This window comes from Lysobacter korlensis (assembly GCF_042434515.1).
This window is the reverse complement of sequence record NZ_JBHLTG010000009.1, coordinates 66,771-90,524: the sequence shown is the minus strand read 5'-3', so window position 1 is coordinate 90,524 and position 23,754 is coordinate 66,771. Positions and strand designations below refer to the sequence as shown.

Sequence of the window (23,754 nt, the reverse complement as noted above, 5' to 3'; positions counted from 1 at the left end):
CGGGGACCGCGACACGTGGTGCCGCGGCCGCACGCCTCAGTGTTTCAGCGTTCACCCCGGGCGCTGTGGCGCTCGTCGTCGCTGAAGCCGCGCTTGTTCCTCTTCCGCACGTCCCCGACGTAGCGGCTGAGCGAGGCGTTCATCACCTCGACGGCCTCGGGCGCAGCGTCGAAGGTCATGGAGCTGTCCCGGTCGAAGCCGAGGCGCCCTCCGGTGAGCACGGCGTCCTGGTTGGCGCCGAGGAAGGCAAAATCCCAGTCGTACTTCTCCTTCTGGTGTTCCACGAGCTTGCGGACGGCGTCCGCCGAGTACTCCCGGCTGGCGTTCTCGTGGCCGTCCGTGACCACGACGACCTGCACGGTGGCGGGTCGCGCATGATCAGGCAGGTCGCTCAGCAGCTTGCCAAAGCCGTGCACCCCGAAGCCGATCGCGTCGAACAGCGCGGTGCTCCCACGCGGGTCGAGCTCGATCTGCACGGAGGCCGGGTCGGCCATGGTGTGAGTTACCTCAATGACGTCGTCGAAGGTGAGCACGTCCACCGTCAGCATCCCTGGCTCAGACGCCTGCTGTGCCAGCAGCGTCTGCAGGCCGCCGACCATGTCGTCGCGGATGCTGCTCATCGATCCGCTTCGGTCGATGATGAGCAGGAGGGCGGTGTAGTTGTCGTCGGTCATGGGTAAGTTCCTTCGGGTCGGGTGGGGTCGCTCGTCGTCGAGCGGATTCGAGCGTGGGGGATACCACTGACATTCGTGTCCTCAGACGTCGTCGGTCGTCGCGATGGTGCCGTTCTCGAGGTTGATCAAGAAGCCCTGCGGCAGCTCCGTTCCGCCGGACAGGACGAGCCGCGTCGCACGCAGCGGCGTCGTTCCGGAGTTCACCAGCCCGACCCACATGCCCCACTCGTCTAGCCGGAGCGGCTTGACGGGATAGCCGTACGGGTTGGTCTCCTCGAAGTTGTGCGGGTGCCGCGCGTACTGACTCGGCGGGATCACACCGAGCGTCAGCCGGAGCGTGTAGTAGTGCTCCGGAGTCATCGCGACGCGCTCGCCGGCGCGCGCGGCATCCGACCATTCCGGGAAGCCGCCCGGCCGGCCGCGTCTGAATCCGCGGTAGGCGAAGTTCATGAACGACGGACCGGGGAACGCGGGCGGGAAGTCGAAGAACACCCGAGTCCACTCGAGCGCCCGGCTGAGGGGGAGGCCGCTCCAGTACCCGTCGGCCATGGTCACGTCGTCAGACATCGGAACCTCCTTCACAGAGGCGACGCCTCCATCGGACTTGCCCGCACGCGGTTGCGGCGGACCGGCTCTTCCCCTAGGGCACCCGGTCGATGGACGGGGTTGCCGGACAGCCAGCTAGGTACTGACAGCTGTCGCTCTGGAACCTGTCCCCAGTATGGCGAAAGCCACTGACATCCCCGTTCGGGAGAACTTCAAGGTTCGCTCTCGGGTGCCGACATCCGCGGATGTCGGCGGTGCTCGTTACTGTCGCCGCATACGGCACCGAACCCGACGCGTGCCGACGCAGGACGGAGCAAGACATGATCACGAAGATTCGGCTGGAGAGCATCGATCGGCTGCGAGTCGGCCACCTCGTCACCTGGGATTGGCAGAAGCCCACGCAGCGTGCCGCCGAGGTCACCGAGGATCGGACGGTGGATGGTGTCCGTACGCTGACGCTGTCCGACAAGCTGGGCCAGACGATCGAGGTCACCAATGACACGGTGGGCGACTTCGACCTCTCCGTCCCCGAGGGCTGGTCGCCCCGTCCGGTGGCGAAGTCGGCTGGCGACGACCGGTCGCGTCCGCGGACCGAATCGCCACGTGGGTACCGATCGCGAGCGCGACGGGTCCCGGCCGAGCAGTACCGAGGAGACCGGGCAAGCGCGCTGGCCATCTTCCGCCTGCTCCAGCGTCACGCCACCCACCTCATCGCGCTCCCCACCGCGGAGCACCCTGCCCAGCGGCTGGCGATGCGTGACCCGGAGACCGGGGTGCTGACGGTGCGGCTCACAACCGGCCCGCTCGAGCTGCTGCCGGGCGATTGGCTCATCTGGCGGGATCGCCAGCTTGCCGCGGTGAGTGACGAGGTCTTCCGCGCGAATTACGCTGCGGAGTTCTGACGGTCGGTGAGAGCTTCGCCGGCGACGGCTCAGCACCGCGCATCTCGGACGAAATCCAGATCAGCATCCACGTGCCCGTTCCGGTCCCTCGAGGATCGCTCCACCAGCGATGGCGGGTCTGCGAGCTCGATCACACGGCCGAGGACGCGCACCGGAACCACGGTCTTCCTGGATACGCGCCCGATCCCTGGGCTCTGGTCATGACCGCACTGGATGTGCTGTTCATCAGCGGTGACCTCGGCGGGAACGTGCCGCCGACGGTGGCGATCGCCGAGGAACTCGCGCGGCGAGGCCATCGGGTCGCCGTCGCCGGGATTCTAATCCGCCGGGGCGACCGGATCCCCTCCGGTCTCATGGAGCTGCCGCTGCCGGCGCTCGCCGACATCGACGTGACGCGCAAGCCCGGGTGGGTGGGGCTACCGCGCGCGGCCGGCCGGATCACGGTCGGCGGCGCGGTGGCGAGGGACGTGGGGGCGTTGCTCGCGGGTCGTCCGGTGGACGTGGTCGTCGTGGACGGGGCCATGCTGAGCGCGATCCGCGAGGTGCTGGCCAGCGGTATCCCGACCGCGGCGCTGTTCCACACGTTCGGGCAGCTGTGGAACGAGGGGCTGGGTAATGGCGCTCTGAATGCACTATTGCGGCCGTTCGGGGTCGCGCCGCGCGCACTGTTCGACCGCGCGGACGCTCGGCTCCTGGCGACGGATCCGGTGCTCGACCCGGCCGGAAATGGTTCGTCGCGATTCGCGTTCGAGTGGCTTGGAACCACGGAGCGAGGGGTTCCAACGGAGCCGAGGACGCCTGGTGAGCCGGCGCTCGTGCTCGTCAGCCTCAGCACGGTGTGGCTGAAGAACCAGGGGGACGTCTACCGGCGGATCGTCGCGGCGCTCGGACAGCTCGATCGCGGTGAGCCGCGGGTGCGGGGGATCGTCACGACGGGCGGCGTCCAGTTCACGGGCAACCTGCGACCCCTCCCGAATGTGGAGATCCGAGGACGCGCGCCGCACGGCGAGATCCTGCCGCGTGCCGATCTGGTGATCGGGCACGGCGGCCACGCCACCACGATGCGGGCACTCGCGCACGGGGTGCCGCTGCTGATCATGCCAACGAACCCGCTTTCGGACCAGCCGATGATCGGCAAGGTCGTCGAGTCACCGGGCCTCGGCCGCACCCTCCATCGCAACGCGAAACCGGAAGCGATCCGGGACGCCGTGCGCGGGATCCTCAACGACCGTGAGATCAGGGAGGCCGCCGCGCGGACCGGGGAGCGTCTTCGGGCACAGCGCGGAGCGGATGTGGGGGCCGACCGGATCGAAGCGCTCGCCGGAACGCCGTGATCCGCGGTCCCTCGCGACACGCTCCGAGGCAGTCTGTGCTCAGCCCTGGAAGTCCTCCGGGTCGACCTCTTCGAGGAACCGTTTGAACTCGGCGAGCTTCGCCTCCTCGTCCTCGTGCGGGCCCTCGGTCTCGTCGACGATTCCGGCCTCCTCGAGCACCTCGTCGGCGACCCAGATCGGCGCGTCAACCCGCGCGGCCAGGGCGATCGAGTCGGACGGGCGGGCATCGAGGACGCGCCGGCCGTCGCGGGTGACGAGGGTGATCTCCGCGTAGAAGGTGCCGCCCTCGATCTTCGTCACCTCGACGCGCTCGACCTCGGCGCCGACGGTCTCGAGGAGGGTTTTCATCAAGTCGTGGGCGAGCGGCCGCGGCGCCTCGGCGCCCTCGACGGCGATGAAGATCGACGTCGCCTCCTGCGCGCCGATCCAGATCGGCAGCATCGTGCCGGTGCCGGGCTCTTCGAGGATCGGCTTCAGCAGGATGACGGGCTGCGAGCGGGAATCGACCGCGAGGCCGACGACGCGGACCTGGACCATGGCAACCCCCAGAACTCGACGGGATGACGGCGCCATCGTAGGACAGGTCCATGAGTCCGGGTTCAGGGAGCCGCGTCGGGCCTCCGCCGCGCGACTACGGAGCCCCGAGTCCGGCCGGCTCCGACAGGGACTTCGGAGAGCGAAGCACCGTCACGATCCAGCCAGCCACGGTGAGGGTCAGCAGCCCGTATCCGACGCTCGCGACGGGACCCGCGCTGCTCACCTCGGCCCCGGAAAGGTACATCAGCGCATGCCCGCCGAACGGGAGGGCCGCGAGCGCTCCGACGACCCGCACCCACACCGGCGCCCACGCGGACGCGGCGATCAGCAGAAGCCCGGGCGCGTAGAGCAGCACGCCGACGGCGAAGGATTCCTCGCTGCCGGGCGCGGCGACCGGGTTCATCACCCGGGTCTCCCCGAGCGCGAGCAGACCGAAACCGGCCGCGACCAGCGGGTCGCCGGCGGCGGCGCGCCGCAGGGCGAGCAGCACCGAGCCGAGGATGAGCCCCGCGGCGCTGACCGCGTAGAACACGCTCTGGAGGTCGCCGCCTCTGGGAAGGAAATTGCCGGCGAACCCGAGCACCGCCCCGACGGCGAGCGCGCCGACGAGGACCCATCGAGTCCGGTTCGAGGTGCGCGGCTCCGCCGACGCACGGGTCGCGGTTCGTGTTTGCATGGTGTTCCTCTCCTTTCGCTCCTGAAGCGCCGCCGGATGCGGCGGTTCGCATGAGTTGCGCCGACGGTATGGCGGGGACGCTCCGGCCGAGAAGCCGGGAAGCCTCCGGACCTGGAGCGGGAAGCCGCCATCTTCGTGGGGGATAGCCCTACGATCCCGTCGGGGGAGGCGGCTTCCCGGCGTCCGGCCATCGCGCCACAATGGCGTGCATGGAGCGGATTCCCCGCACCGCGGTCGCCATCCTGGCCGCGACGGCGATCCTCTGCACCGCCGCCGGGCTCTGGCTGCACGCGGCCGGCGGGCAGACGGCGCCGGGCGGCCTGCTGCAGTACGCCGTGATCTCCGTGGGGACCGCGGCGCTCGGCTCGTTCCTGCTCTGGCGGCGGCCGGGCAACCGGTACGGCCAGACGCACCTCGCCATCGGAGTGCTGTTCGGCGCAGTAGTGCTGGCCGCCGGCGTGTTGTCGGCCGGCGACACCGCCGTCGCGGTCCCTGGGTGGACAAGCGGGATCGCCCTGGCCGCGTCGTGGCTGCTCGCCGGTGCGCTGCTGCCGTTGTGGGTCATCGCGATCGTCACCTTCCCTGACGGCGCGTTCCACCACCCGCTGGCGCGGCGGGGCACGATCGCCGTCGCCGTCGTCATGCCGACCCTCGCGCTGCTGGCGTACCTGCTGGCGCCGCCGGGGGAACCCCCACCACTCGTCCGGGTGCAGCCGCCCGCCGGAATCGCCGGCCCGCTCGCGGCGGGGAGCGATGCGCATCCGGTCTTCGCCGTGGCCGCCGCCGGTGCCGCGGTCCTCGGTGCCCTCGCGCCCATCGCGGCCGTCGCTGCGCTGCTGCACCGCTTCCACACCGGCGGGCCGGTCGTGCGGCAGCAGATCAAGTGGCTGCTGGTCCCCGCGGCGGTGTCGGTCGCTCTGCAGACCGTGCCGGTGCACGCGATCGAGTCGGAGCCGTTGGCGGCGGCGGCGCGCGCCCTGGTCCTCGCGGCCGTTCCGCTGCCGCTCATCGCGGTTGCCGTGGCGGTGCTCAAGCACCGCCTGTGGGACATCGACGTCGTGATCCCGAGAGGACTCGTCTTCACCCTCGCCTCAGGTGTGCTGACCGTGTGCTTCCTCGGCGTCGCGCTGCTGGCCGGGGTGAGCCTGGGCGGGCCGGATGCCCGGGTGGCGGCCGCCGTGGGGCTCGCCCTGCTGGTGGCGCTGCTCGCCCAGCCGCTGCGGCGGCGGCTGGAGCGGAGGCTGTCGCGGCTGCTCTACGGGGACCAGCCCAGCGGGCTGATGGCCCTCGCCCGGCTGAACGGCATCGCCGATGCGGCGCCCGGTGCTCGGCAGCTCGGATTTGGCATCGCCGACGGGCTCCGAACGTCGCTCGGGTCCGGCTGGGCCGGGGTCTGGCTCTACTTCGCCGGGGACGGCGCCGGAACACTCCGGCCGCTCGCCGTGGCGGGCGCAGGGGACGGCCTCTCCGCGCTGCTTCCCCGGCCGGCCGTCCCAGTGCTCAGCGGTCTGTCCGGCGCCGTCCCGCTCAGCGATCTGCCGCCGCCGGTCGCCGAGAGCGTGCGGGGCGTGCTGCCCGAGGAGCCGAGGCTCGTCGCGCCGCTCGTCTCCGGTGGCGCACTGCTCGGCCTGCTGGCGTGCGGCGGCGCAGCCCATGCCGTCACCCGGGAGGAGGCCGAGCTGCTCACCGTGGTGGCCCGGGAGTCGGCGCTCGCCCTGCGGAACCTCCGCCTGGAGGAGGAGCTCCGGCAGCGGCTCGAGCAGATCGAGCGGCAGGCCGCGGAGCTGCACGACTCCCGCCAGCGGCTGGTCGCCGTGCAGGACGAGGAGCGCAGACGGATCGAGCGGGACCTCCACGACGGTGCGCAGCAGCGGCTCGTGTCGCTCGCCGCCCGTCTGCGCCGCGCGGCCGAGACGGGCGGCCGGCGCGACACGGCGCTCACCGAGCTCGCCGACGAGGCGGAGGAGGCGGTGTTCGCACTGCAGGAGCTCGCCCGGGGCATCTACCCGAGCCTGCTGGCCGACCGCGGACTCGTCCCGGCGCTCTCCGCGCAGGCGGCTCGGCTGCCGGCGGACATCCGGGTGGAGGCAGGTTATGGCGTCCGCGGCCGGCGTTTCGACCGCGCGGTGGAGACGGCGCTCTACTTCGTCGCGCTCGAGGCCCTCACCAACGCGGTGAAGCACGCGCCCGGTGCCCGCATCGGAGTGTCCCTCGCTGAGGATGCCGGCGGCGTGACGCTGGAGGTCCGCGACGATGGTCCCGGGATGAGCGCCGCGGGAACCCGCTCCGGGACCGGCCTGCAGAACATGCGTGACCGGATCGAGGCGCTCGGCGGAATCCTGACCGTCGGTGACCTGCCGGGCGGCGGCACCCGGGTGCGCGCCCGCGTCGAACGGATCGCGGGGCTCGACGACGGCATCCCCCGAACCGGAAGGCAGGAACGGGCGTGACCCGCGAAGGTCAGGAGCCGGACTCCCGCAGGTAGATGAGCACCGCGGCGACGCGGCGGTTGAGATCCGACTGCTCCGGCACGCCCAGCTTCGCGAACACCGCCGCGATCCGCTTCTCCACCGTGCCGATCGCGATCGCCAGCTGCGCAGCGATCGCGCTGTTGCTGCTGCCCTCCGCCATCAGCCGCAGCACGTCGAGCTCACCGGGGGTCAGCTGCGACACGGGTGAACCCGGCTTCCTCGACCGTCGGTCGAGCAGCGTCTCGAGGATCCGCGGGTCGAGCACCGACCCGCCGGCGGCCACCTCGCGAAGCGCCCGCACCAGCTGCTCCACGTCGCCGACCCGCACCTTGTGCAGGTAGCCGTACCCGGCGACCCCGTGCTCCAGCAGCGCCCAGACGTAGCCCTCGTCCTCGTGCTGGCTGAGGATCACGACTCCGGTCTCCGGAGCCTCGCCCTTGATGAGATGCGCCGCGTCGATGCCCTCCATCGAGTGCCCGGGCGGCATCTTGATGTCCATCAGCACCACATCCGGCCGCAACCGCCGGAACTCGGCGACGACGCCGTCGAAATCCGACGCCTCACCCACCACCTCGACGCCCGGAACCTCGGCCAGCAGCCGCCGGGTGCCCTCACGCATGAGGTACTGGTCCTCCGCGATCAGCACCCGGAGCCGGGAGAGGCTGGATCCGGTCGCCACGTTCCGAGTGTCGTCGCGCCGGGACGCCGGGCGCAACCGGCCGGCGGCCAAGGGCGAGGGGTGCCGGCCAGGCCTACCTCAGCCAGCGCCGCAGTTTCTTGCGGGATGCCGCCTTCCACGCGTCGCGGTACTCGGCCTCCAGCTCGGCGATCCGCGTCTGCTCTAGCGCGTGGAGGCGGCCGTAGCTGAACGCGTTCGCGCCGTCCAGATGTGCCTGCACCCCGAGCTGCCGGATGCGGGGGAGCAGCGTGACGGCGTCGTGGTGGTCGCCCAGGACCTCCTGGACCCGCTCGGCCGCGGCCGCGAACCGCTCCGCGTCCTCGCCGTGGACGGGTACAAGCGCCTCGGCGGCGTACCGCGTGCGCTTCGCCGCCTTCCGCACATCGTGAAGCAGCACGACCCGCTTCTCGGGATCCGTCTCGACTTCAGCGGCGGCCACGCGCTTCCGCAGTCGCTTGAAGTCGGCGGTAACCCGGCCCCGGAGCAACTTGGCGGCCCGCTTCTCGGCCCCGGGCGTCCACGGCGGATCTGCCACGAGGACCCGGAGGCGGTCGACCATCGTGAAATACCGCTCGGTGCCCATCGCCTCGACGGCGCGACCGCGCGCGTCGCGGTGTTCGCCTGAGAGCTCGCGGTCGACGTGTTGCGAAACCGGTCCGATCATCAGCTCAACGGGGTGGTCGGCGATGGTCTTCGATAGGTACTCGTGCGACACCTCCAGATCGCGCGCCTCGCCCAGCAGGCCCGCGATCCACCTCAGCTCGTCGCGGATCGGGTCGGTCTGCTCCCGGTCCAGCAGGGGACGGAACGTCGCCAGCGCACTCCGCAGCCGCCGGGTCGCCACGCGCAGCTTGTGGATCGAGTCGGGGGCGTCCCAGCGGGTGAGCACGTCCCAGTGCTCCAGCTCGGCGAGCTGCTGGCGCAGGTGGGCGCCGACGACATCCGCGGCGGAGCTGCGCCCGCGGATCCGCTTGGGCTCGTCCGTGCCGGGGGAGGATGGTGCCCGGTCGCCGAGGATGCGGGCGAGCTCCGGCTCAGGAGCTGCGCGCGTCGCGTTGCTCGCTTCCAGCAGTACGCCGAGGTCGTCGAGAACCCTTCGCTTGCCGTCGGCCAGCTCGACCGTCCACTGCCGCCAGGCGAGCAGTGGCCCGGTGTCAACAGGTGCGGCAGCACTGCCTGAGACCCGGTCGTCGCGCAGGCGCGCGACCGCCGTGCCGGCCTTGTCGAGCAGCGAGATCGTTCGTCGGTCCGTGCGCGTGCGACCGATCGGCACGAGGGTCGCCCCGCGTGTATGGAGGTGCAGCGCATCGCGGAGCGGCTTCGGGACGGTATTCGTTCCGATGCCCGGACGGCGCAGCACCGTGGCGCCGCCATCGGGCGCGGGCAGTTCAAGACGCCAGCCGGCATCGGGGACGCCGCTCCGGTGCAGCAGCGTGATCCCCGCGCTGGTCAGGGCGAGGTCGGCGGTGTCGAAGTACTTGGTCGAGAACTGCGCTGACGCGACACCGTCCGTGCCGGCGATGCCCTTGACGCTGTCAAGGAGGGGGAGGTCCACGTCGTCGGCGACGCGGAACGTGCGGGTGTCCGCACCCGACTCTGGATCCATATTCCGGTTCTACACCCGCTGCGTTAACGGCGGCCGAGACCGCAGACGCGGATGCCGCCCGCGAGTACCCTGGCCCCGTGGCCACGCTGAGAGTGCCGCTCCGTGCCGCCGCGGTGTCACTCGCGGCGAGCGGACTGATCGTGGCCGCACTGCTGCCGCTGCATCCCAGCATCTTCGACCGGCCCATCGGCGAGGTCGTCGCCGACACCCCTCTGTGGACGGCGATCCACTTCGCCGGGATCGTCGCGTTCCCGCTGGCGGTGATCGGCGCGGCGGGGATCGTCGCCGCACACGGGGAGCGGATGGGCCGGCTCGGCCGCATCGGGCTCCTCGCCACCCTGATCGGCGCGTTCGGCGGGATGGCGCTCGCCGCGCTCGAGACCCTCGCCTTCCCGGTGCTGGCTGAGCGTTCCCCGGAACTGCTGGCGATCGACGGGCCGCTCGTCGCGTCGTGGCAGTTCGTCGTGTTCGGTCTGCTGGCGTTGGCATGGCCGGTCGGGCTGGCGCTGATCGGGCTGTCCGCGATGCGTGCCGGGCGCTATCCGCGGCCGGCCGGACTGCTGCTCGCGATCGGCGGGCCGGCCTTTCTGCTGCTAGCCGGACCGTTCGTGCCCGTCGCCGGCGTGCTGGCGAGCCTGCTGTTCGGCGGCGTGCAGGTGTGGTGGGGAGTGCTGCTCTGGCGGACGGAGCGGCGCCGCAACTGACGTCACGAACCCGTTGGTCGGCCCACCATCTGAGACACCCGGACGAAGTGCTTCGCCGCCCGCAGCCGTGCCCCTGAGAATTCCTCATTGCCAACGGTCCCACCACAGCGCTACAGTCAGCCATCGATCCGTCCCGGGGAGTCGATGCTGACTTCCCATGTCAGCAAGGACGTTCCCATGTCCGGTTCGGCACTTCGCACTCGTCCTCTCCGCAGAACGGCGCTCGGAGCAGCGCTCGTCGCCGCACTCCTGGCGGCAGGGTCCACACCCGTCGCGACCGCCGCAGTCAGCCAGCCGGTCGACATCGACTTCGTCACGCCGGACCCGTCCGACGAGTACGGCATCACCCTGAAGCGGGTGGTCGGCGGGGCCAACGAGGAGGACTGGCCGTTCGGCAACCAGCCCGGCTCCTACCTCGAGGTGAAGATCACGACGCTGAACGCGCTGCCCCAGGAGTTCGGGCTGGGCGCTGACCTGCACGAGCAGGGGGCCACCGAGTACCTCTGGCTGCCGGAGACCTGGAACGACCCGCCCGGCGACGGGGGCTTGAGCTCCGTGTTCCGGGCGTTCGCGACCGAGGCCGAACCGCTGGTGCAGAAGATCCCGGACTGGCCCGGCGCCACGTTCGCCTTCTACCGGCTCGACGACGGCAGCGGCCCGCTTCCCGAACCTGAGCTGATCGGCACCTACACCACGACCGGTGGGTTCGTGCCGCTCGCGGTCGACATGCAGAACGGGGAGGAGCTGAACGTCGGACGGATCGCCACGGTCAGCGGCGCGGAGATCTTCCCGGGAGCCACCGCGACGGTCACGGCGAGCGGCCTCACCCCGGGGGACCAGCTCGGCCTGTGGCTCGCGCCCGGCTACGACTACTTCTGGTTCATCCTCTCCGGTGCCGCGCTGCCGCCCGGGTCGGTGCCTGTCGGCAGCGGCGTCGTGGACGCATCCGGCAACCTGTCCGCGCCGTTCGTGGTGCCGACCGACACGGACTACGGGCCCTACCAGCTCATGGTCGGCGATCCGGCGACCCGCGACTGGCCCGCCGGGACGGCCCGCTCGTTCGAGGTCCTCCCGCCCGAAGAGTCCGGCACCGTGCCGACCCCGACCGGATCCGGCGTCGCCGTCGACGTGCCGCTCGGGCCGACCAGCGTCGGGCTGACCTTCCCGTCGGTGACCGGGGTGGGCGACACGACCGTCGTCTCATCGGCGACCGGCCCGACGGTGAGCGGCTTCACGATTCCGCTGGACCCGCAGCTGTACTTCCACATCGACACGACCGCCGACCACACGACACCGGTCGAGGTGTGCATCAGCTACGACGCGGCGGAGGCGCCCGGGATGATCGACCTCTACCACTACACCGTCGTCCGCGACTCGAACGGAGTGCCGATCGGCTCGCAGTGGCAGAACATCACTACGACCCGCGAGCCGGGCGTGGTGTGCGGGCTCACCGACTCGTTCTCACCGTTCACGCTCGGCGTGCCGGCCGATCCGAAAGCGAAGAAGGCGCAGTGCCTGAACGGCGGATGGCAGCTCAACGCATCGCCGGTGTTCAAGAATGAAGGCGCGTGCGTCAGGTATTTCGCGAAACAGCGCTGATTCCCCCTACCGTGGAGGGGTGACCGGCGAGGGCGACGACGACGACTGGACCCGCGTCGCCGGCGTGATCGCCGACATCGCCCGCATCGGGGCGCTGGTCAGCGTCCCGGTCGCCTGGCTGATGCTCGGCATCGGCGAGGGACTGCTCTTCGCCGTGCTGTTCGTGGGGCTGCTGGTGCCGCGGCTGACGAAGGTGCCGCGCCCCTTCGACGCGGCGTTCGGTCTCACCATGCTCGCCGCCACCTGGAGCAGCGCCCTCGGCTGGTACCGGATGATCCCGTGGCTCGACATCCTGATCCACGGTGTGACCAACGGGGCGATCGCGGCGATGGTGTACCTGGTGCTCGCCCGGCTGGGGGTGGTGCGCGACCTGCACGACCCCGACCGCAGCCTCGCCCACTCGAACGTGACCGTGGCGGTGCTCACCACCTCGTTCGGGCTGGCCCTCGGCGCCATCTGGGAGTTCCTGGAGTGGTCGGTCGAGAATTTCACCGACATCCGGGTGCACGTCGGCTACGACGACAGCATCGGTGACATGGCCATCGGCGGTTCAGGCTCGCTCGTCGCCGGACTGCTGCTGGTGCTCTGGGCGAGAGCCGGCCGCACGGTGAAGCGCGGCGAAGACCGCACATGAGCCGGCCGGCCGACACCTCGTCGTCGACGCACTCCGCCGCCCCCGGGGCGCCGGCTCTCGATGAGGGGCGGATGCTGCGCCTCCTCGCCGCGGCCGGCGTCGGGCTCGCGGGTGTGCTGGGTGCCTCCCTGCTGCTCGCGCTCCTCGGCGGCTGGCTGACCGCCGCGGTCTCCCTCGTGGACCCCGCCGACTGGCTGAGACAGGCGGTGCCGTGGCTGGCCTCCGTGCTCGACGGCTTCAGCTTCCTCGCCGACATCGGACGGAACGCCGGATGGGCGCTGCTCCCGGCCGTGGCGGTCGCGCTGCTGATCCGCCGGCTGCAGGGCCTGGCGGGATTCGTCGCCGTGACCGCGGCGGGCGCGGTGCTGCTCGGCGAGACCGGTGCGCTCGTCGCCGTCGCCTGGCACACCGGCGAGGGAAGCCAGGCCGCCACGACGCCGGATCCGGTCTACGACGACGTGCTCGGCCTCACCGTCACCGCCGCCGTGGGGGTGCTGGTGCTGCTGCCCGTACTCTCCGCCGCCGCACGGCGGTGGCTGGTCACCACGCTGGCGGTGATCGTGGTGGCGTTCGGCGTGCTCGCGGTGCTCTCCGGCTTTGGCACGCTCATCGCGGTGGTGGGCGGATGGCTGGTCGGCGCAAGCTGGACGGCTGTCGCCGTGGTCGCGTACCGGCGGTTCGCCGTCGGCCCGAACGCGGAAGTGGCCACTGACTCCTCGACTGGTCCCTCCGACAGGCTCAGGGACCGGGGTGTCGACGTCGACACGCTCAGGGACCGGGGTGCCGAGGACCCGCGCGCACTGCAGCCCGCACCCGCCCGCGACCGGGTTCCCGTGCACGGCGTCCGGGGGGTGCTCCTGCTGGTGCTCGCGGCGCTGCTGATCGCCGGGACGGTGCTCGGGATCGGGCTGCTGCTGATCACGCCCTCCGCCGCGATCCAGCGACTCGACGAGGCGATCATCGATTGGATCGTCGGAACCCGGACTCCGGAGCTGACCGCCGCGGCGACGATCATCGATGCGATGGGCAACACCGCCGGCATCCTCGCGGTCCACCTCGCCGCCATCCCGATCTCGCTCGCGCTCACCCGGCACCGCGCCCCGTCGGTGTTCCTCGTCGCCGCACTGGTGGGGGAGACCGCCATCTATCTGGGCACCGGAGCGATCGTCGGACGGGACCGGCCCGAGGTCGACCATCTCACGATGGGGGTGCCGGTCACCTCGGGGTATCCGTCGGGTCACGTCGCCGCGTCGCTCGTCACCTACTGCGGCATCGCGCTGCTCGTGATCGTCTGGTCGCGGAGCCGCTGGCGGCACGCCGCGCTCCCGGTGGCCGTGCTGCTGGTGCTCGGAGTCGTGTGGGCGCGGCTCTACTGGGGGATGCACTACCCGACCGACACGCTGGTCAGCCTCGCGTTCGGTGCGGCGTGGCTGGCGGTCTGCTGGTGGGTGATCCGCCCGGATCGCGGGAGCGGCGCGCCACCGGACAGCGGGGTGCGGCGTACCGCGCAGCGCGGGCCCTTCGACGAGCTCAGGGACCGAGCTGCTTGACTCACTGGGGCAGGATCCCGCCCCACACCGCGCGCGCGCCGGAGTCGCCGATCAGGATGACGTCGTACGTGGCGCCGATCGCGAAGAACAGCGCCAGCACGATGAGCACCCAGCGGATGACGGTCTTCCGCCGCGGAGGCAGCCCCTTGCCCCATTTCGTGATCGGCACCAGCCCGTACCACAGCCACTCGGCGAGCCCGACGAGAAAGAGGCCGACGACCCAGGGGAGGAGGGTGCGCCCGAGCGCCTCGTGCTGCTCGACCGCGGGCGTCGCCCCGACGATGTCCTTCAGCCACTCGCCCGCCCACACCGTGATCGGCACCAGCACGACCAGCAGGAATCCGGCCGCCGGGGTGACGAAGCCGAGCCGCCGCCGGGCGGCCGGCCAGATCGCGTGCAGCACCACCGCGACGGAGGTGAGCGGCACGAACACCACGACGGCATGGATGAGCAGGATGTGCAGCGGGAGCCCGCCGATCTGATACTCGATCACACTGTGTGCACGAACCCCGTTGGGGGATGGTTCAGTTCCGCCGTGCCGGCTCACGTTCGGAGCGCGCCGCCGGGCGGATCAAGGTGTGGCTGCCGGGCGTGAGGGAGCGCACCAGCAGCCGGTCGAGCCCCGGCAGTCCCGAGGCCGTCACGATCGCATCCCGCAGCAGGAGGCGCCAGCGGTTCGGCGGCGCCATCCAGCGCACGGTGCGCCGGCCGAGCTCCTGCGTCGCGTCGACCGTGGGCCGCATCCGCTGCTCGTAGCGGTCCAGCGCGCCGGCCAGCGACGCCCGGTCGGCGGCGGTGTCCCCGCGCAGCTCCTCGGCGAGGATGCTCGCCCCGGCGATCGCCAGCGACGCGCCATGCCCGGCGAACAGTGACACCGCCTGGCAGGCGTCGCCGAGCAGCACCACCCGTCCAGAGCTCCACCGGGGCAGCTCGACCTGCGTCACCTGGTCGTAGTAGATCTCCGACGGGTCCGGGCACCCGGCAAGCAGGTCGGGGAGGACCCAGCCGAGGTCGCCGAAGCCGTCGCGCAGGGCCGCGCACCGGTCCGCGGGCAGCGCCGGATCGGGTTCGCGGCGGAGGAACAGCGTCGCCACCTGCCCGCCGCGAAGCGCGTAGGCGCCGGCCATCCGGCCGGGGACGGACACGGTGTGGTACCGGGTGCCGACCCGTCGGCTGAGCGTCTCGTCGCGCACGAAGTAGGCGGCGACGTGGTGGCCGAGGTAGCGGGTGAACTGCTCCTCATCGCCGAAGAGGAGCCGCCGGATGCGGGAGTGCACCCCGTCGGCGCCGATCAGCAGGTCGACGGTCCGTTCGGTGCCGTCGGTGAGGGTGACGTCGACCCGGTCGCCGCGGTCGTCGAGCGCGGCGACGCTGACGCCGTACCGCACGGGCGAGCGCACCCCGTCGGCGATCGCGCGGGCCAGGTCGCCGCGCAGCAGGCTGATCAGATCGGCGACCGCCTGCGGCACGCGGAAGCCGCTGGTGCGGCGTCCGTCGGCGTTCCGGAAGTCGATCGTGTTCACGTCGTAGCGGGCTGCAAGCAGGGCCGGTTCGATGCCCATCCGGCGGGCGATCTCGAGCCCGGGGCCGTAGAAGTCGATCATGTAGCCGCCGTCCCGGAAGGCGGGCGCCGCCTCCACCAGCTCGACGTCCCAGCCGTCGCGCTCCAGGTGCCAGGCGAGGGCGAGTCCGGCGATGCCGGCTCCACAGATGAGGGCTCTCATCGCTGCTCCTTCTTCTCGGGTTCTAGTGGGTGGTTGTGTTCGCGCCGGTGAGCATGCGGCGGAGGGGCTCGGACTGGGCGCGCACGTCCAGCTCGGGGTCGAGCATGTGGTGCAGCACGATGCCGTCGAGCGCTGCGCCGAGCGCGGCCGCCGCGACCTCGGCGTCGGCGGCGGACCCGGCGCCGATCCGCTGCAGCCAGGCGGCGACGGATGCGCGGAACCCGCGTACCGTGCCGGCGAGCTGCTCGCGCAGGGCCGGAAGCCGGGTGGAGGCGAGGAGCGCCTCGAGCAGCAGCAGCGCCTCCGGGTCGTCGGCGGTGTAGCGGGCGATCTCGTCGAGCATCAGGGCCACGCCGGCGTCGACCGACGGCTGGCCGGCGAGCTCGTCCGCGACCCGGGTCAGCATCGTGTCGGCCGTTGCCGTGGTGGCCGCGATGAGCAGGCCGGATACGGAGCGGAAGTGGTAGTGCACGAGCGCCTGGTTGACGCCCGCCCGGTCGGCGACGAGGCGCGTGCTGACGCTGTGCCACCCCACCTCGCCGATGAGCTGAACGGCCGCTCCGAGCAGACGGTCGCGGGTTCCGGCGTGCTCGCTCATATGCTGTGTCCGAGTGATTGGGCAATTGCCTTAGGCATGTGCCCAACTGTAGCGCGTGCCGGCCGGATCCGCCAGCGACCGGATCTGGACGGCGCGGCAGGAGGCGACCACACTGAGTGCACCGGAGGCCCCGCAGCACGGCATGCCGAGCCTCCGCTGAACCTTCCGGCCCCGTATCCCGTGTTCCAGGTGAGGAGGTGGCCGTGACGGACAGCGACGCACGGCTCCTTCGCGCCCTGCACGATGAGCACGCGCCGGCGGTGTGGCGCTACGTCGTGCACCTCACCGGCGACCGAGCCCTCGCGGAGGACATCGTGCAGGAGACCCTGCTGCGCGCCTGGCGGCACCCGTCGGTGCTCGACCAGAGCGAGCAGTCGGCGCGCGCGTGGCTGTTCACCGTCGCCCGGAACCTCGTCATCGACGGCCGCCGCAGCGCCCGCGCGGCGCACGAGATCGTCACCGACACGGTGCCGGAGGAGCGGTCCACGGATGCGACCGACGCCATCCTCGAGTCCTGGATCGTCGCGGATGCGCTGTCGACCCTGTCCGTGGACCACCGCGCCGTGATCGTCCATGCCTACTTCGCCGGCCGCACGGTCGCGGAGACCGCCGAGCAGCTGCAGATCCCGGAGGGCACCGTGAAGTCGCGGCTGCACTACGGGATGCGCGCGCTGCGCCTGGCCCTGCAAGAGAGAGGGGTGACCCGATGAGCGCGGGTCCTCGGAACACCGGCCCCGCCGCGGATCATGCCGCCTACGCCGAGTGGGATGCCGCCTACGTGCTCGGTGCGCTGTCGCCCGCCGAGCGGCGCGAGTTCGAGCAGCACCTGCGCGGATGCGCCGAGTGCGCCGCCGGTGTCGCGGCGCTCGCCGGAATGCCCGGGCTGCTCTCACGAGTGCCGCGAGAGGACGGGCTGGCGCTGCTCGACTCGCCGGTGCCATCGGAGGAGGTGCCGGCCAGCCTGCTGCCGCGGCTCGAGCTCGCGGCCCGCCGGGACCGACGACGCCGCCGGGCGGGGACCTGGGTGCTCGCCGCGGCGGCCGCCGCCGCCGGGGTGATCGGCACCCTCGCCGTCCCGCAGCTGATCGACCGTCCCGCCGAAACGGTGACCGCAGAGCTCGACCCGGTGATCGACATCCCGCTCACCGCCACCGTCGAGCTGACGCCGACGGATGCGGGCACGCACCTCGACATGATCTGCAGCTACCCGTACGGCGGCGGAGACGGCCGGGAGCGCAGCTACGACCTGTTCGTGATCGATGCGGCGGGTGAGGCGCGGCGGGTGTCGACGTGGACCTCTCGGGCCGGCCACACCGTCGAGGTCAGCGCCACGATCGACACCCCGACGGACGACATCGAGACGGTCGAGGTGCGCTCGAGCGTTGACGGCGACGTGCTGCTCACCGCTTCTCTCGAGTGACGGTCGCCGTCGGTCAGCCGGCGGAGAGGGCTTCGACGGCCGGGATGTCCGGCTCCGCCCAGTCGAGCGCTCGCAGTTCGTTCACCGGCACCCAGCGCAGCTCGTCGTGATCCGTGCTCCGGTGCGGCAGCTCCCCGGTCGGCCATGCCTGGAAGCAGCTCAGGTCGATGACCGTATTGCCGACGAGTGTGGACGCACGGTGCAGCAGGGCGCCGATCTCCACCTCGACGCCGAGCTCTTCTTGGATCTCCCGGGCAAGGGCGGCCTCGGGCGACTCGTCGGGGTCGACCTTCCCGCCCGGGAACTCCCACTTGCCTGCCGCGGCCCGGCCGGGTGCACGCCGGCAGGCGAGGATGCGCCCATTCTGGGTGATCACGGCGGCGACCACTCTCACCGGCTCCATCGTTTGCCCCGCTTCCGCATCGCTGGCTCAACGGTACGGGGTGTCGATCAGCGCATCCGGCCGGTCAGCGCATCCGGCCGGTCAGCCGGCCGGTCAGCCGGCGGGCGTTCCGGGCGGCGCGGAATTTCCGGCGGCGCAGGATCAGGCGGCCCGTCCGATCGCGTACCGTGACCGCTTCTTCGGACGCTCCGGCTGCACGCGCCGTTTCCGGGCGATCCCGGCGTACCCCGCCCTCGGGCTGACTGCTCCGCAGTCTGGGCAGATCACCGCGCCGAAACCGCGCACGGGACGGTAGCACTCGGGGCACCATTCGGTGATCCGGCGGGGGACCGTCATTGCAACCTCACTTCGGGAAGAAGCCGCGAGCCGAGGGGGTTTCGGCTCTGCCCGCGTCGCCTTCGGCTGGGTCATCCGTCGGCGTGCGGTGCGTCCGCCATTCGGGGGACACGAGTCCACCATATGGAGGACAACCGCGTCGGCGACACCGCCAGTTCAGGGGACATGGTCGTGGGCGACTCCGTGTTCACCCGGTGTGAACGGATCCGGGTGCGGTGTGCGGTGAACCGGGATGCTCTCGACTTCGTGTTCCTAGTCAGAAGCAGACATCCCTGTATCGCTGAAATATGGAAGCGGAAGTGCAATGAAGACACGAATTCCCGTGCTCGCGGTGGCGGCGCTCGCCATGGTCGGCATCGCCGGATGTTCGCCCACGAGCGCGCCGCCCGCGGGGGAGGAGACCTCCGAGGAGGCGCCGGAGGAGACCACACCGACCGAGGAGGAGCCCGCCGAGGAGCCGGCCGAGGGGGACGTGGCCCTCATGGTCTCGCCGACCGACCTCGGTGACGTCGTCGTCGACGCGGACGGCATGACGGTGTACATGTTCGACAACGACACCAAGGGCGGCGACACGAGCGCCTGCACCGGCCAGTGCCTCGAGCAATGGCCGCCGGTGATCACCACCTCCGAGATGCCGACCGGCACCGGCGTCACGGGCGAGCTGGGCACGATCGAGACGCCGGAGGGTGAGCTGCAGGTCACGCTGAACGGCTGGCCGCTCTACCTGTGGCACTTGGACGAGGCTCCCGGCGACGTCACCGGACAGGCGGTCGGCGGCATCTGGTGGGTGCTCGACCCGTCGGGTGAGCCGATCCGGGACGAGATGGAGTCGAGCGGGTTCGGCTACTGACCGACCTCATGAACGCGGCCGCGGTGGCCGGTCCGGGTTCCGTTTCCGGGGGCCTCCGCGGCTGCCTGACACCAGGCGGAACGAGCCGGCCGAAACGGGCCCGGCCGGCTCGTTCTCGGCGTGTCGAGTACGACCACTCCGGATCCCACGGTCAGCGACAGAAGGCGGTGTCACCGGAGGTGGACACCGCCTTCTGACTCGGAAGACTTACTCGTCCCCTCCAAATCCGCTCGAGTCACAACTCGCGGAAGCGAACTCCCCAGTGCTTGTGTTCTCGGACACCACCTCGCCGTCGATCGTGATCCTGCAGGTGATCTCTCCGGTGTCATCGATGCCGTTGCTTGCGTTGAGGCTGTAGAAACTCCAGTCCCATTCGCCGCCGGCCTTGACCGTGTATTCCTTCGTGAAGGGAAGCGCGTGACCCGTGACCTGCTCGCTGCCTTCGTCGTCGGCGGAGACGTAGTAGATCGACGCGTCCTGAGCCGCACCTTCCACTTCGTAGACAACGGTGATCTCCCGGTTTGCGGCGGCCTCCTCTTCGGCCATGTTCTCGTTCATCGAGTTGACGAAACCTGCGGTGTACGCGATGGAAAGGAAGATGGAGAGGATGAGCGCGATTGCGCTGATGATCGTTCCCGCGACCGCCATCCCGCGTGCGCGGTACTTGATGAATAGGCCGATCACGCCGAAGATCAGGCCCAGAAACGCCAAGAACCCCGATCCGTAGTTGATGAACGGAATGAACGAACCGGCCAGCGCGAGGATGCCGAGCACCAGGGAGGCGATCCCCAGGCCGTTTGCCTTCTTGATCGGTGCGGGAGCCGGCGCAGGTGCGGCGTACGTTACAGGTTGCTGTGCGTCTGACATGAAGCGATGTTGACACGAGGTGGCTTCCCGTACGCAGACCCCAAAAGGCGTGTCAAGAGCGAATCGCGCATTTACGGGCGATTTTCAGCATCGCATACCCGCGCCAGGCACACCAGCCGCCCGGCTGACCGCGAGTCAGCGCAGGCTGTCGCAGGCGATGCCGTCGTTGTCGCGGTCGAGGTCAGCCACGTCGCCGTAATACGGGTAGTACTTCTTGTACCAGGCCTGCGCTGCCGACCAGTTGCCGCCGAAGTCGTTGCAGTCGACATCCGCCGGCCGGGCCGGCTTGTACACCGTCTTCGCCGCGCTCGTCTTCGACACGGTGCTGTAGCCGCTCTTGCTGCCCGTGACCTTGACCGTGATCGACTTGCCGGCGTCCTTGGTCGTCAGCTTGAGGCTGGAGCCGGTGGCGCCCGAAATCGCGACGCCGTTCCGGTACCACTGGGTCTTCAGCGTCACCGGGGTGGGGCCCCAGGTTCCGCGCAGCACCGTCAGTGTCTGGCCAGCCTTGGCGGTTCCGGAGATCCTCGGAGTGGCGGTCTTGAGCAGCTTCAGAACAATCTTCGCGGAGCTGGTTCTCGAAGCGGAGGTGTAGCCGCTCTTGCTCCCCGTGACTTTCACCGTGATCGATCGCCCGGCATCGGCCGTGACCAGCCGGTACGTTTTCGCGACGGCGCCCGAGATCGCTGCGCCGTTGCGGTACCACTGATACTTCAGCGTGACGGGACTCGGACCCCACGTCCCGGCGGATGCGGTGAGAGTCTTGCCGACGGCCCCCGTGCCCGAAATCGTCGGCGTCTTCGCCGTGAGGATCCCGTTCACCGCCACCGCGGGACTGGTCTTCGCAACGGACGGGAACCCGCCCTTGCTGCCGGTCACCCGAACCGAGACGGAGCGGCCGGCGTCCGAGCTACCCAGTTTGTATGTGGCGGCGTTCGCGCCCGAGATCGCGCTGCCGTTGCGCAACCACTGGTAGCTGAGCGTGACTGGGCTCGGCCCCCACGTCCCCGGCGTCACCGTGAGAACCTTCCCGACGTCCTTGCCCCCGGAAATGGCGGGCGCGCCAGCCGACAACACTCTGAGGGTCGCAACACTGGACGCGGTCACGCTCTCGAACCCGGCCTTGGCGCCCGTCACGTGGACCTTGATGGCGAAGCCGGCGTCGGCGCCGGTGAGCACGTAGGTGGATGCGTTCGCACCCGGGATCGGGGTGGCGTCGCGGAACCACTGGTAGGTCAGCGAGTCGGCCGCCGGAACCCAGGTGCCCGCGTCGGCGAGCAGCACGGTGCCGACCGCGGCGAGGCCGGTGATCGTCGGAAGCGGCGCGGTAGTGAAAACCTCCGGGATCGCGGTCCCGGTGCTCGTCCGGGACTCGGTGATGAAGCCGGGCAGTGTGCCGGTGAGGCGCACGGTTAGCGTGGTCCCACGGTCCGATTCCGCGACGATGTAGGTGGCGTCGTCAGCACCCGGGATGTCGATCTCGTCGCGCATCCACTGATAGGCGAAGACGACACCGGACGGCAGCCACTCCCCGGGGACGGCCGTCAGTGTTGCGCCGGGCGCGGGGAGGCCGGTCACCGTCGGAGCGGTGGCTTCGTGCAACGGGACGTCCGGCTCGCAGTTCACCTCGATCGTTTCATCGGCGACGACCTGGGCCTGGGGGCCATCGCCGACGGTGACCGTCACCCGCGTCGACGAGTCCTCGGGGAACGACGTCGAGTACGCATCGGACACACCCGCGGCGACCGGCATCTCGCCCGCATCCGGAACACCGTCGCGCGTGAATGTCAGCACGAACAGGACGTCCGTCGCCTCGTCATTGGTGAGCGAGACCGTCGTCTCGTTCGCTCCGTCGACACACGCGCCGGAAACCACCGCGGCGACCTCTGCCGCGGCTGCCGGCGACGCCGTCGCGACAAGGCCAGCCCCACTCAGCACGGCGGTCAACGCCGACGCCCAGAACTTCTTCATCATTCCCCCAAGAACGCCGGGGAAGTGCCCCCATGCTGGGAACAGTAACAGTGCCGGCACCCTCCTGGGCGTGGCGCCCGGCCCCGGCAGGGAAGCCTGGAAAGCGCCGTGGCGTTGTCGGTGCGAGCGCTAGCTTTCGCTCGGTGCCGGCTCGACGTTCGTCAGGTGCTCGGTGTGTCCGTTCGGCATTGCGATCGCCGCCGCAACGGTGGCGACGGCTGCGATCGCCACGGCGGTGAACACCCTCGAGGATGCCGCCTCGACCAGCGCGGGCGCCGGCACCTCCGATGTGGACCCGGCGAAGATCGCGTTCGCCAGCGCCCCGAAGATCGCGACGCCGACCGCGCTGCCGACGGATCGGGAGAACATGTTCGTGCCGGTCACCACACCACGCTCGCTCCATTGCACGCTCGACTGGGCGGCGATCAGCGTCGGCGTGGCGACGAGACCCATACCGAGCCCGGCGATGAAGCAGGAGACCGCCACGATCGCCACCGACGGCGTCGACGCGGTGGCGGCCAGCAGGATGGTCGCGGCGACGACGATCGTCATCCCGAGCAGCGCGGTGCTGCGGAACCCGATGTTCAAGTACAGCCGCCCGGAGAGCGTCGCGGAGATCGGCCACCCGAGGGTGAGGGCCGCAAGCGCGAGTCCAGAGACGAGGGGCGAGACGCCGATCGTGCCCTCCAGGTAGGTGGGCACGTAGGAGGTGAGGCCCATCAGGATCGCACCGACGCCGAGCGAGATCAGCGTGGTGGTGAGGATCAGCCGGCGGCGGAAGATGCCGAGGGGCAGCACCGGCTCTGCGGCGCGCCGCTCCACTGCGAAGAACGCGGCCAGCAGAATCCCGCCGATCGCGAAGGCGCCGATGCTCTGCGGCGAGTTCCACGCCCACGCCTGGCCGCCCTCGAGCGCGGCGAGAATGAGCAGGCTGAGCGACACCATAAGCAGCAGCGAGCCGAGGTAGTCGACCTTGTGCCGCTGCGGCACGACCTTCTCGCGGAAGTTCGCGACCAGCAGCCAGATGGCCAGGGCGCCGAGCGGCAGGTTGACAAAGAAGATCCAGCGCCAGGACAGGAACTCGCTGAACACCCCGCCGAGGGTCGGGCCGACGACGCTCGAGGCCGCCCACACACTCGCCAGGTAGCCCTGGGTCTTCGCCCGCTCGGCGACCGTGTAGATGTCCCCGGCGATCGTGATCGCCATCGGCAGCACCGCGCCGGCTCCGAGGCCCTGCAGCGCCCGGAAGGCGATGAGCGCCGGCATGCTCCACGCGACCCCGCAGAGGATCGAGGCGACGAGGAAGACGCCGACGCCGAACAGGATGATGGGCTTGCGTCCGAGGGTGTCGGACAGCTTCGCGTAGATCGGCACGGACACGGCCTGGGCGAGCAGGTACACCGAGAACAGCCACGGGAACTCGGCGAAGCCGCCGAGGTCGTCCACGATCGACGGCACCGCGGTGGCGAGGATGGTCGACTCGATCGCGACAAGACCGGTGGTCACCATCAGGGCGATGAGGATCGGGCCGCGCTCGGACCGGAACCCGACATTGCTGTCCGCCACCCGCGCTCCGATCCGCCCGCCCGATTCCGGGACTCTTAACCCAAGCCGCGGCGTCCTGCGATCATTCCCGATCCGGTGAACGGGTGCATCCGCCGGGTGGCTGCCGC

At 70.7% G+C, this 23,754-nt stretch carries 23 protein-coding genes and 1 riboswitch; of the genes, 10 read left to right on the top strand and 13 right to left on the bottom strand.

Going from position 1 to position 23,754, the window contains the following annotated elements; genetic code table 11:
• Positions 1-44 precede the first annotated feature (44 nt).
• On the bottom strand, positions 45-674 hold the full coding sequence (locus ACFFGH_RS28310) for a hypothetical protein (RefSeq protein WP_386674960.1): 630 nt from the start codon (positions 672-674) through the stop codon (positions 45-47).
• Between the two features lie 81 nt (positions 675-755).
• Complete coding sequence (locus ACFFGH_RS28305; protein ID WP_386674957.1) at positions 756-1,241, bottom strand: hypothetical protein; 486 nt, start codon at positions 1,239-1,241, stop codon at positions 756-758.
• A gap of 28 nt (positions 1,242-1,269) precedes the next feature.
• Positions 1,270-1,384, bottom strand: a riboswitch (SAM riboswitch).
• A gap of 156 nt (positions 1,385-1,540) precedes the next feature.
• Here ACFFGH_RS28305 and ACFFGH_RS28300 point away from each other — a divergent pair.
• On the top strand, positions 1,541-2,122 hold the full coding sequence (locus ACFFGH_RS28300) for a hypothetical protein (RefSeq protein ID WP_386674954.1): 582 nt from the start codon (positions 1,541-1,543) through the stop codon (positions 2,120-2,122).
• 200 nt (positions 2,123-2,322) lie between these two features.
• Positions 2,323-3,456: a glycosyltransferase gene (locus ACFFGH_RS28295; protein ID WP_386674951.1), complete on the top strand. Its 1,134-nt coding sequence runs from the start codon at positions 2,323-2,325 to the stop codon at positions 3,454-3,456.
• A gap of 39 nt (positions 3,457-3,495) precedes the next feature.
• Here ACFFGH_RS28295 and ACFFGH_RS28290 read toward each other — a convergent pair whose 3' ends face one another.
• Both ACFFGH_RS28290 and ACFFGH_RS28285 read right to left on the bottom strand, forming a co-directional pair.
• Positions 3,496-3,993, bottom strand: a complete 498-nt coding sequence (locus ACFFGH_RS28290) for a bifunctional nuclease family protein (protein WP_386674948.1) — start codon at positions 3,991-3,993, stop codon at positions 3,496-3,498.
• A gap of 94 nt (positions 3,994-4,087) precedes the next feature.
• The gene (locus ACFFGH_RS28285) at positions 4,088-4,669 is read right to left on the bottom strand and encodes a hypothetical protein (RefSeq protein ID WP_386674945.1); all 582 of its coding nucleotides are present in this window, start codon (positions 4,667-4,669) and stop codon (positions 4,088-4,090) included.
• 209 nt (positions 4,670-4,878) lie between these two features.
• On the opposite strand from ACFFGH_RS28285, the gene ACFFGH_RS28280 reads away from it, so the two are divergent.
• A complete protein-coding gene (locus ACFFGH_RS28280) occupies positions 4,879-7,119 on the top strand; it encodes a sensor histidine kinase (protein ID WP_386674942.1) in 2,241 nt (746 codons plus the stop codon).
• A 10-nt stretch (positions 7,120-7,129) separates the two neighbouring features.
• Here the strand turns inward: ACFFGH_RS28280 and ACFFGH_RS28275 are convergent, their stop codons facing one another.
• Together ACFFGH_RS28275 and ACFFGH_RS28270 are read right to left on the bottom strand one after the other, a co-directional pair.
• On the bottom strand, positions 7,130-7,819 hold the full coding sequence (locus tag ACFFGH_RS28275; RefSeq protein WP_386674939.1) for a response regulator: 690 nt from the start codon (positions 7,817-7,819) through the stop codon (positions 7,130-7,132).
• A gap of 73 nt (positions 7,820-7,892) precedes the next feature.
• A complete protein-coding gene (locus tag ACFFGH_RS28270; RefSeq protein ID WP_386674936.1) occupies positions 7,893-9,425 on the bottom strand; it encodes a CYTH and CHAD domain-containing protein in 1,533 nt (510 codons plus the stop codon).
• Between the two features lie 77 nt (positions 9,426-9,502).
• On the opposite strand from ACFFGH_RS28270, the gene ACFFGH_RS28265 reads away from it, so the two are divergent.
• The 4 genes from ACFFGH_RS28265 to ACFFGH_RS28250 all read left to right on the top strand — a co-directional run bounded on the left by ACFFGH_RS28265 (position 9,503) and on the right by ACFFGH_RS28250 (position 13,912).
• A complete protein-coding gene (locus tag ACFFGH_RS28265) occupies positions 9,503-10,129 on the top strand; it encodes a hypothetical protein (RefSeq protein WP_386674933.1) in 627 nt (208 codons plus the stop codon).
• Between the two features lie 177 nt (positions 10,130-10,306).
• The gene (locus tag ACFFGH_RS28260) at positions 10,307-11,728 is read left to right on the top strand and encodes a hypothetical protein (RefSeq protein WP_386674930.1); all 1,422 of its coding nucleotides are present in this window, start codon (positions 10,307-10,309) and stop codon (positions 11,726-11,728) included.
• A gap of 19 nt (positions 11,729-11,747) precedes the next feature.
• Positions 11,748-12,362 (top strand): DUF2238 domain-containing protein, encoded by a 615-nt coding sequence (locus ACFFGH_RS28255; protein WP_386674927.1) that lies wholly within the window; start codon positions 11,748-11,750, stop codon positions 12,360-12,362.
• Positions 12,359-13,912, top strand: coding sequence for a phosphatase PAP2 family protein (locus ACFFGH_RS28250; RefSeq protein ID WP_386674924.1), 1,554 nt, complete (start codon positions 12,359-12,361; stop codon positions 13,910-13,912). The genes ACFFGH_RS28255 and ACFFGH_RS28250 overlap by 4 nt, the downstream gene beginning before the upstream one ends.
• 1 nt (position 13,913) lies before the next feature.
• On the opposite strand, the gene ACFFGH_RS28245 is transcribed toward ACFFGH_RS28250, so the two are convergent.
• The 3 genes from ACFFGH_RS28245 to ACFFGH_RS28235 are packed head-to-tail and all read right to left on the bottom strand — an operon-like array spanning position 13,914 to position 16,234.
• Positions 13,914-14,405, bottom strand: coding sequence for a hypothetical protein (locus tag ACFFGH_RS28245; protein ID WP_386674921.1), 492 nt, complete (start codon positions 14,403-14,405; stop codon positions 13,914-13,916).
• Between the two features lie 31 nt (positions 14,406-14,436).
• Positions 14,437-15,636, bottom strand: coding sequence for an FAD-dependent oxidoreductase (locus ACFFGH_RS28240; RefSeq protein ID WP_386674918.1), 1,200 nt, complete (start codon positions 15,634-15,636; stop codon positions 14,437-14,439).
• A 22-nt stretch (positions 15,637-15,658) separates the two neighbouring features.
• Complete coding sequence (locus tag ACFFGH_RS28235; protein ID WP_386674915.1) at positions 15,659-16,234, bottom strand: TetR/AcrR family transcriptional regulator; 576 nt, start codon at positions 16,232-16,234, stop codon at positions 15,659-15,661.
• Positions 16,235-16,437: 203 nt separating this feature from the next.
• Between ACFFGH_RS28235 and ACFFGH_RS28230 the strand changes: the two genes are divergently transcribed.
• On the top strand, positions 16,438-16,944 hold the full coding sequence (locus ACFFGH_RS28230; protein ID WP_386674912.1) for a sigma-70 family RNA polymerase sigma factor: 507 nt from the start codon (positions 16,438-16,440) through the stop codon (positions 16,942-16,944).
• Positions 16,941-17,654 (top strand): zf-HC2 domain-containing protein, encoded by a 714-nt coding sequence (locus ACFFGH_RS28225; RefSeq protein WP_386674909.1) that lies wholly within the window; start codon positions 16,941-16,943, stop codon positions 17,652-17,654. Before ACFFGH_RS28230 ends, ACFFGH_RS28225 begins: the two co-directional genes overlap by 4 nt.
• A 13-nt stretch (positions 17,655-17,667) precedes the next feature.
• Here the strand turns inward: ACFFGH_RS28225 and ACFFGH_RS28220 are convergent, their stop codons facing one another.
• Positions 17,668-18,048 carry a (deoxy)nucleoside triphosphate pyrophosphohydrolase gene (locus ACFFGH_RS28220; protein WP_386674906.1) on the bottom strand — a complete coding sequence of 127 codons (381 nt, stop codon included), beginning with the start codon at positions 18,046-18,048 and terminating at the stop codon, positions 17,668-17,670.
• Between the two features lie 649 nt (positions 18,049-18,697).
• On the opposite strand from ACFFGH_RS28220, the gene ACFFGH_RS28215 reads away from it, so the two are divergent.
• Entirely contained in the window at positions 18,698-19,243 is a 546-nt protein-coding gene (locus tag ACFFGH_RS28215; protein ID WP_386674903.1) for a COG4315 family predicted lipoprotein, read from the top strand.
• A 207-nt stretch (positions 19,244-19,450) separates the two neighbouring features.
• On the opposite strand, the gene ACFFGH_RS28210 is transcribed toward ACFFGH_RS28215, so the two are convergent.
• The 3 genes from ACFFGH_RS28210 to ACFFGH_RS28200 form a co-directional block, all read right to left on the bottom strand.
• Complete coding sequence (locus ACFFGH_RS28210) at positions 19,451-20,110, bottom strand: MmpS family transport accessory protein (RefSeq protein WP_386674900.1); 660 nt, start codon at positions 20,108-20,110, stop codon at positions 19,451-19,453.
• Between the two features lie 135 nt (positions 20,111-20,245).
• Entirely contained in the window at positions 20,246-22,081 is a 1,836-nt protein-coding gene (locus ACFFGH_RS28205; protein WP_386674897.1) for a hypothetical protein, read from the bottom strand.
• Between the two features lie 129 nt (positions 22,082-22,210).
• Entirely contained in the window at positions 22,211-23,647 is a 1,437-nt protein-coding gene (locus ACFFGH_RS28200) for an MDR family MFS transporter (RefSeq protein ID WP_386674894.1), read from the bottom strand.
• Positions 23,648-23,754 lie beyond the last annotated feature (107 nt).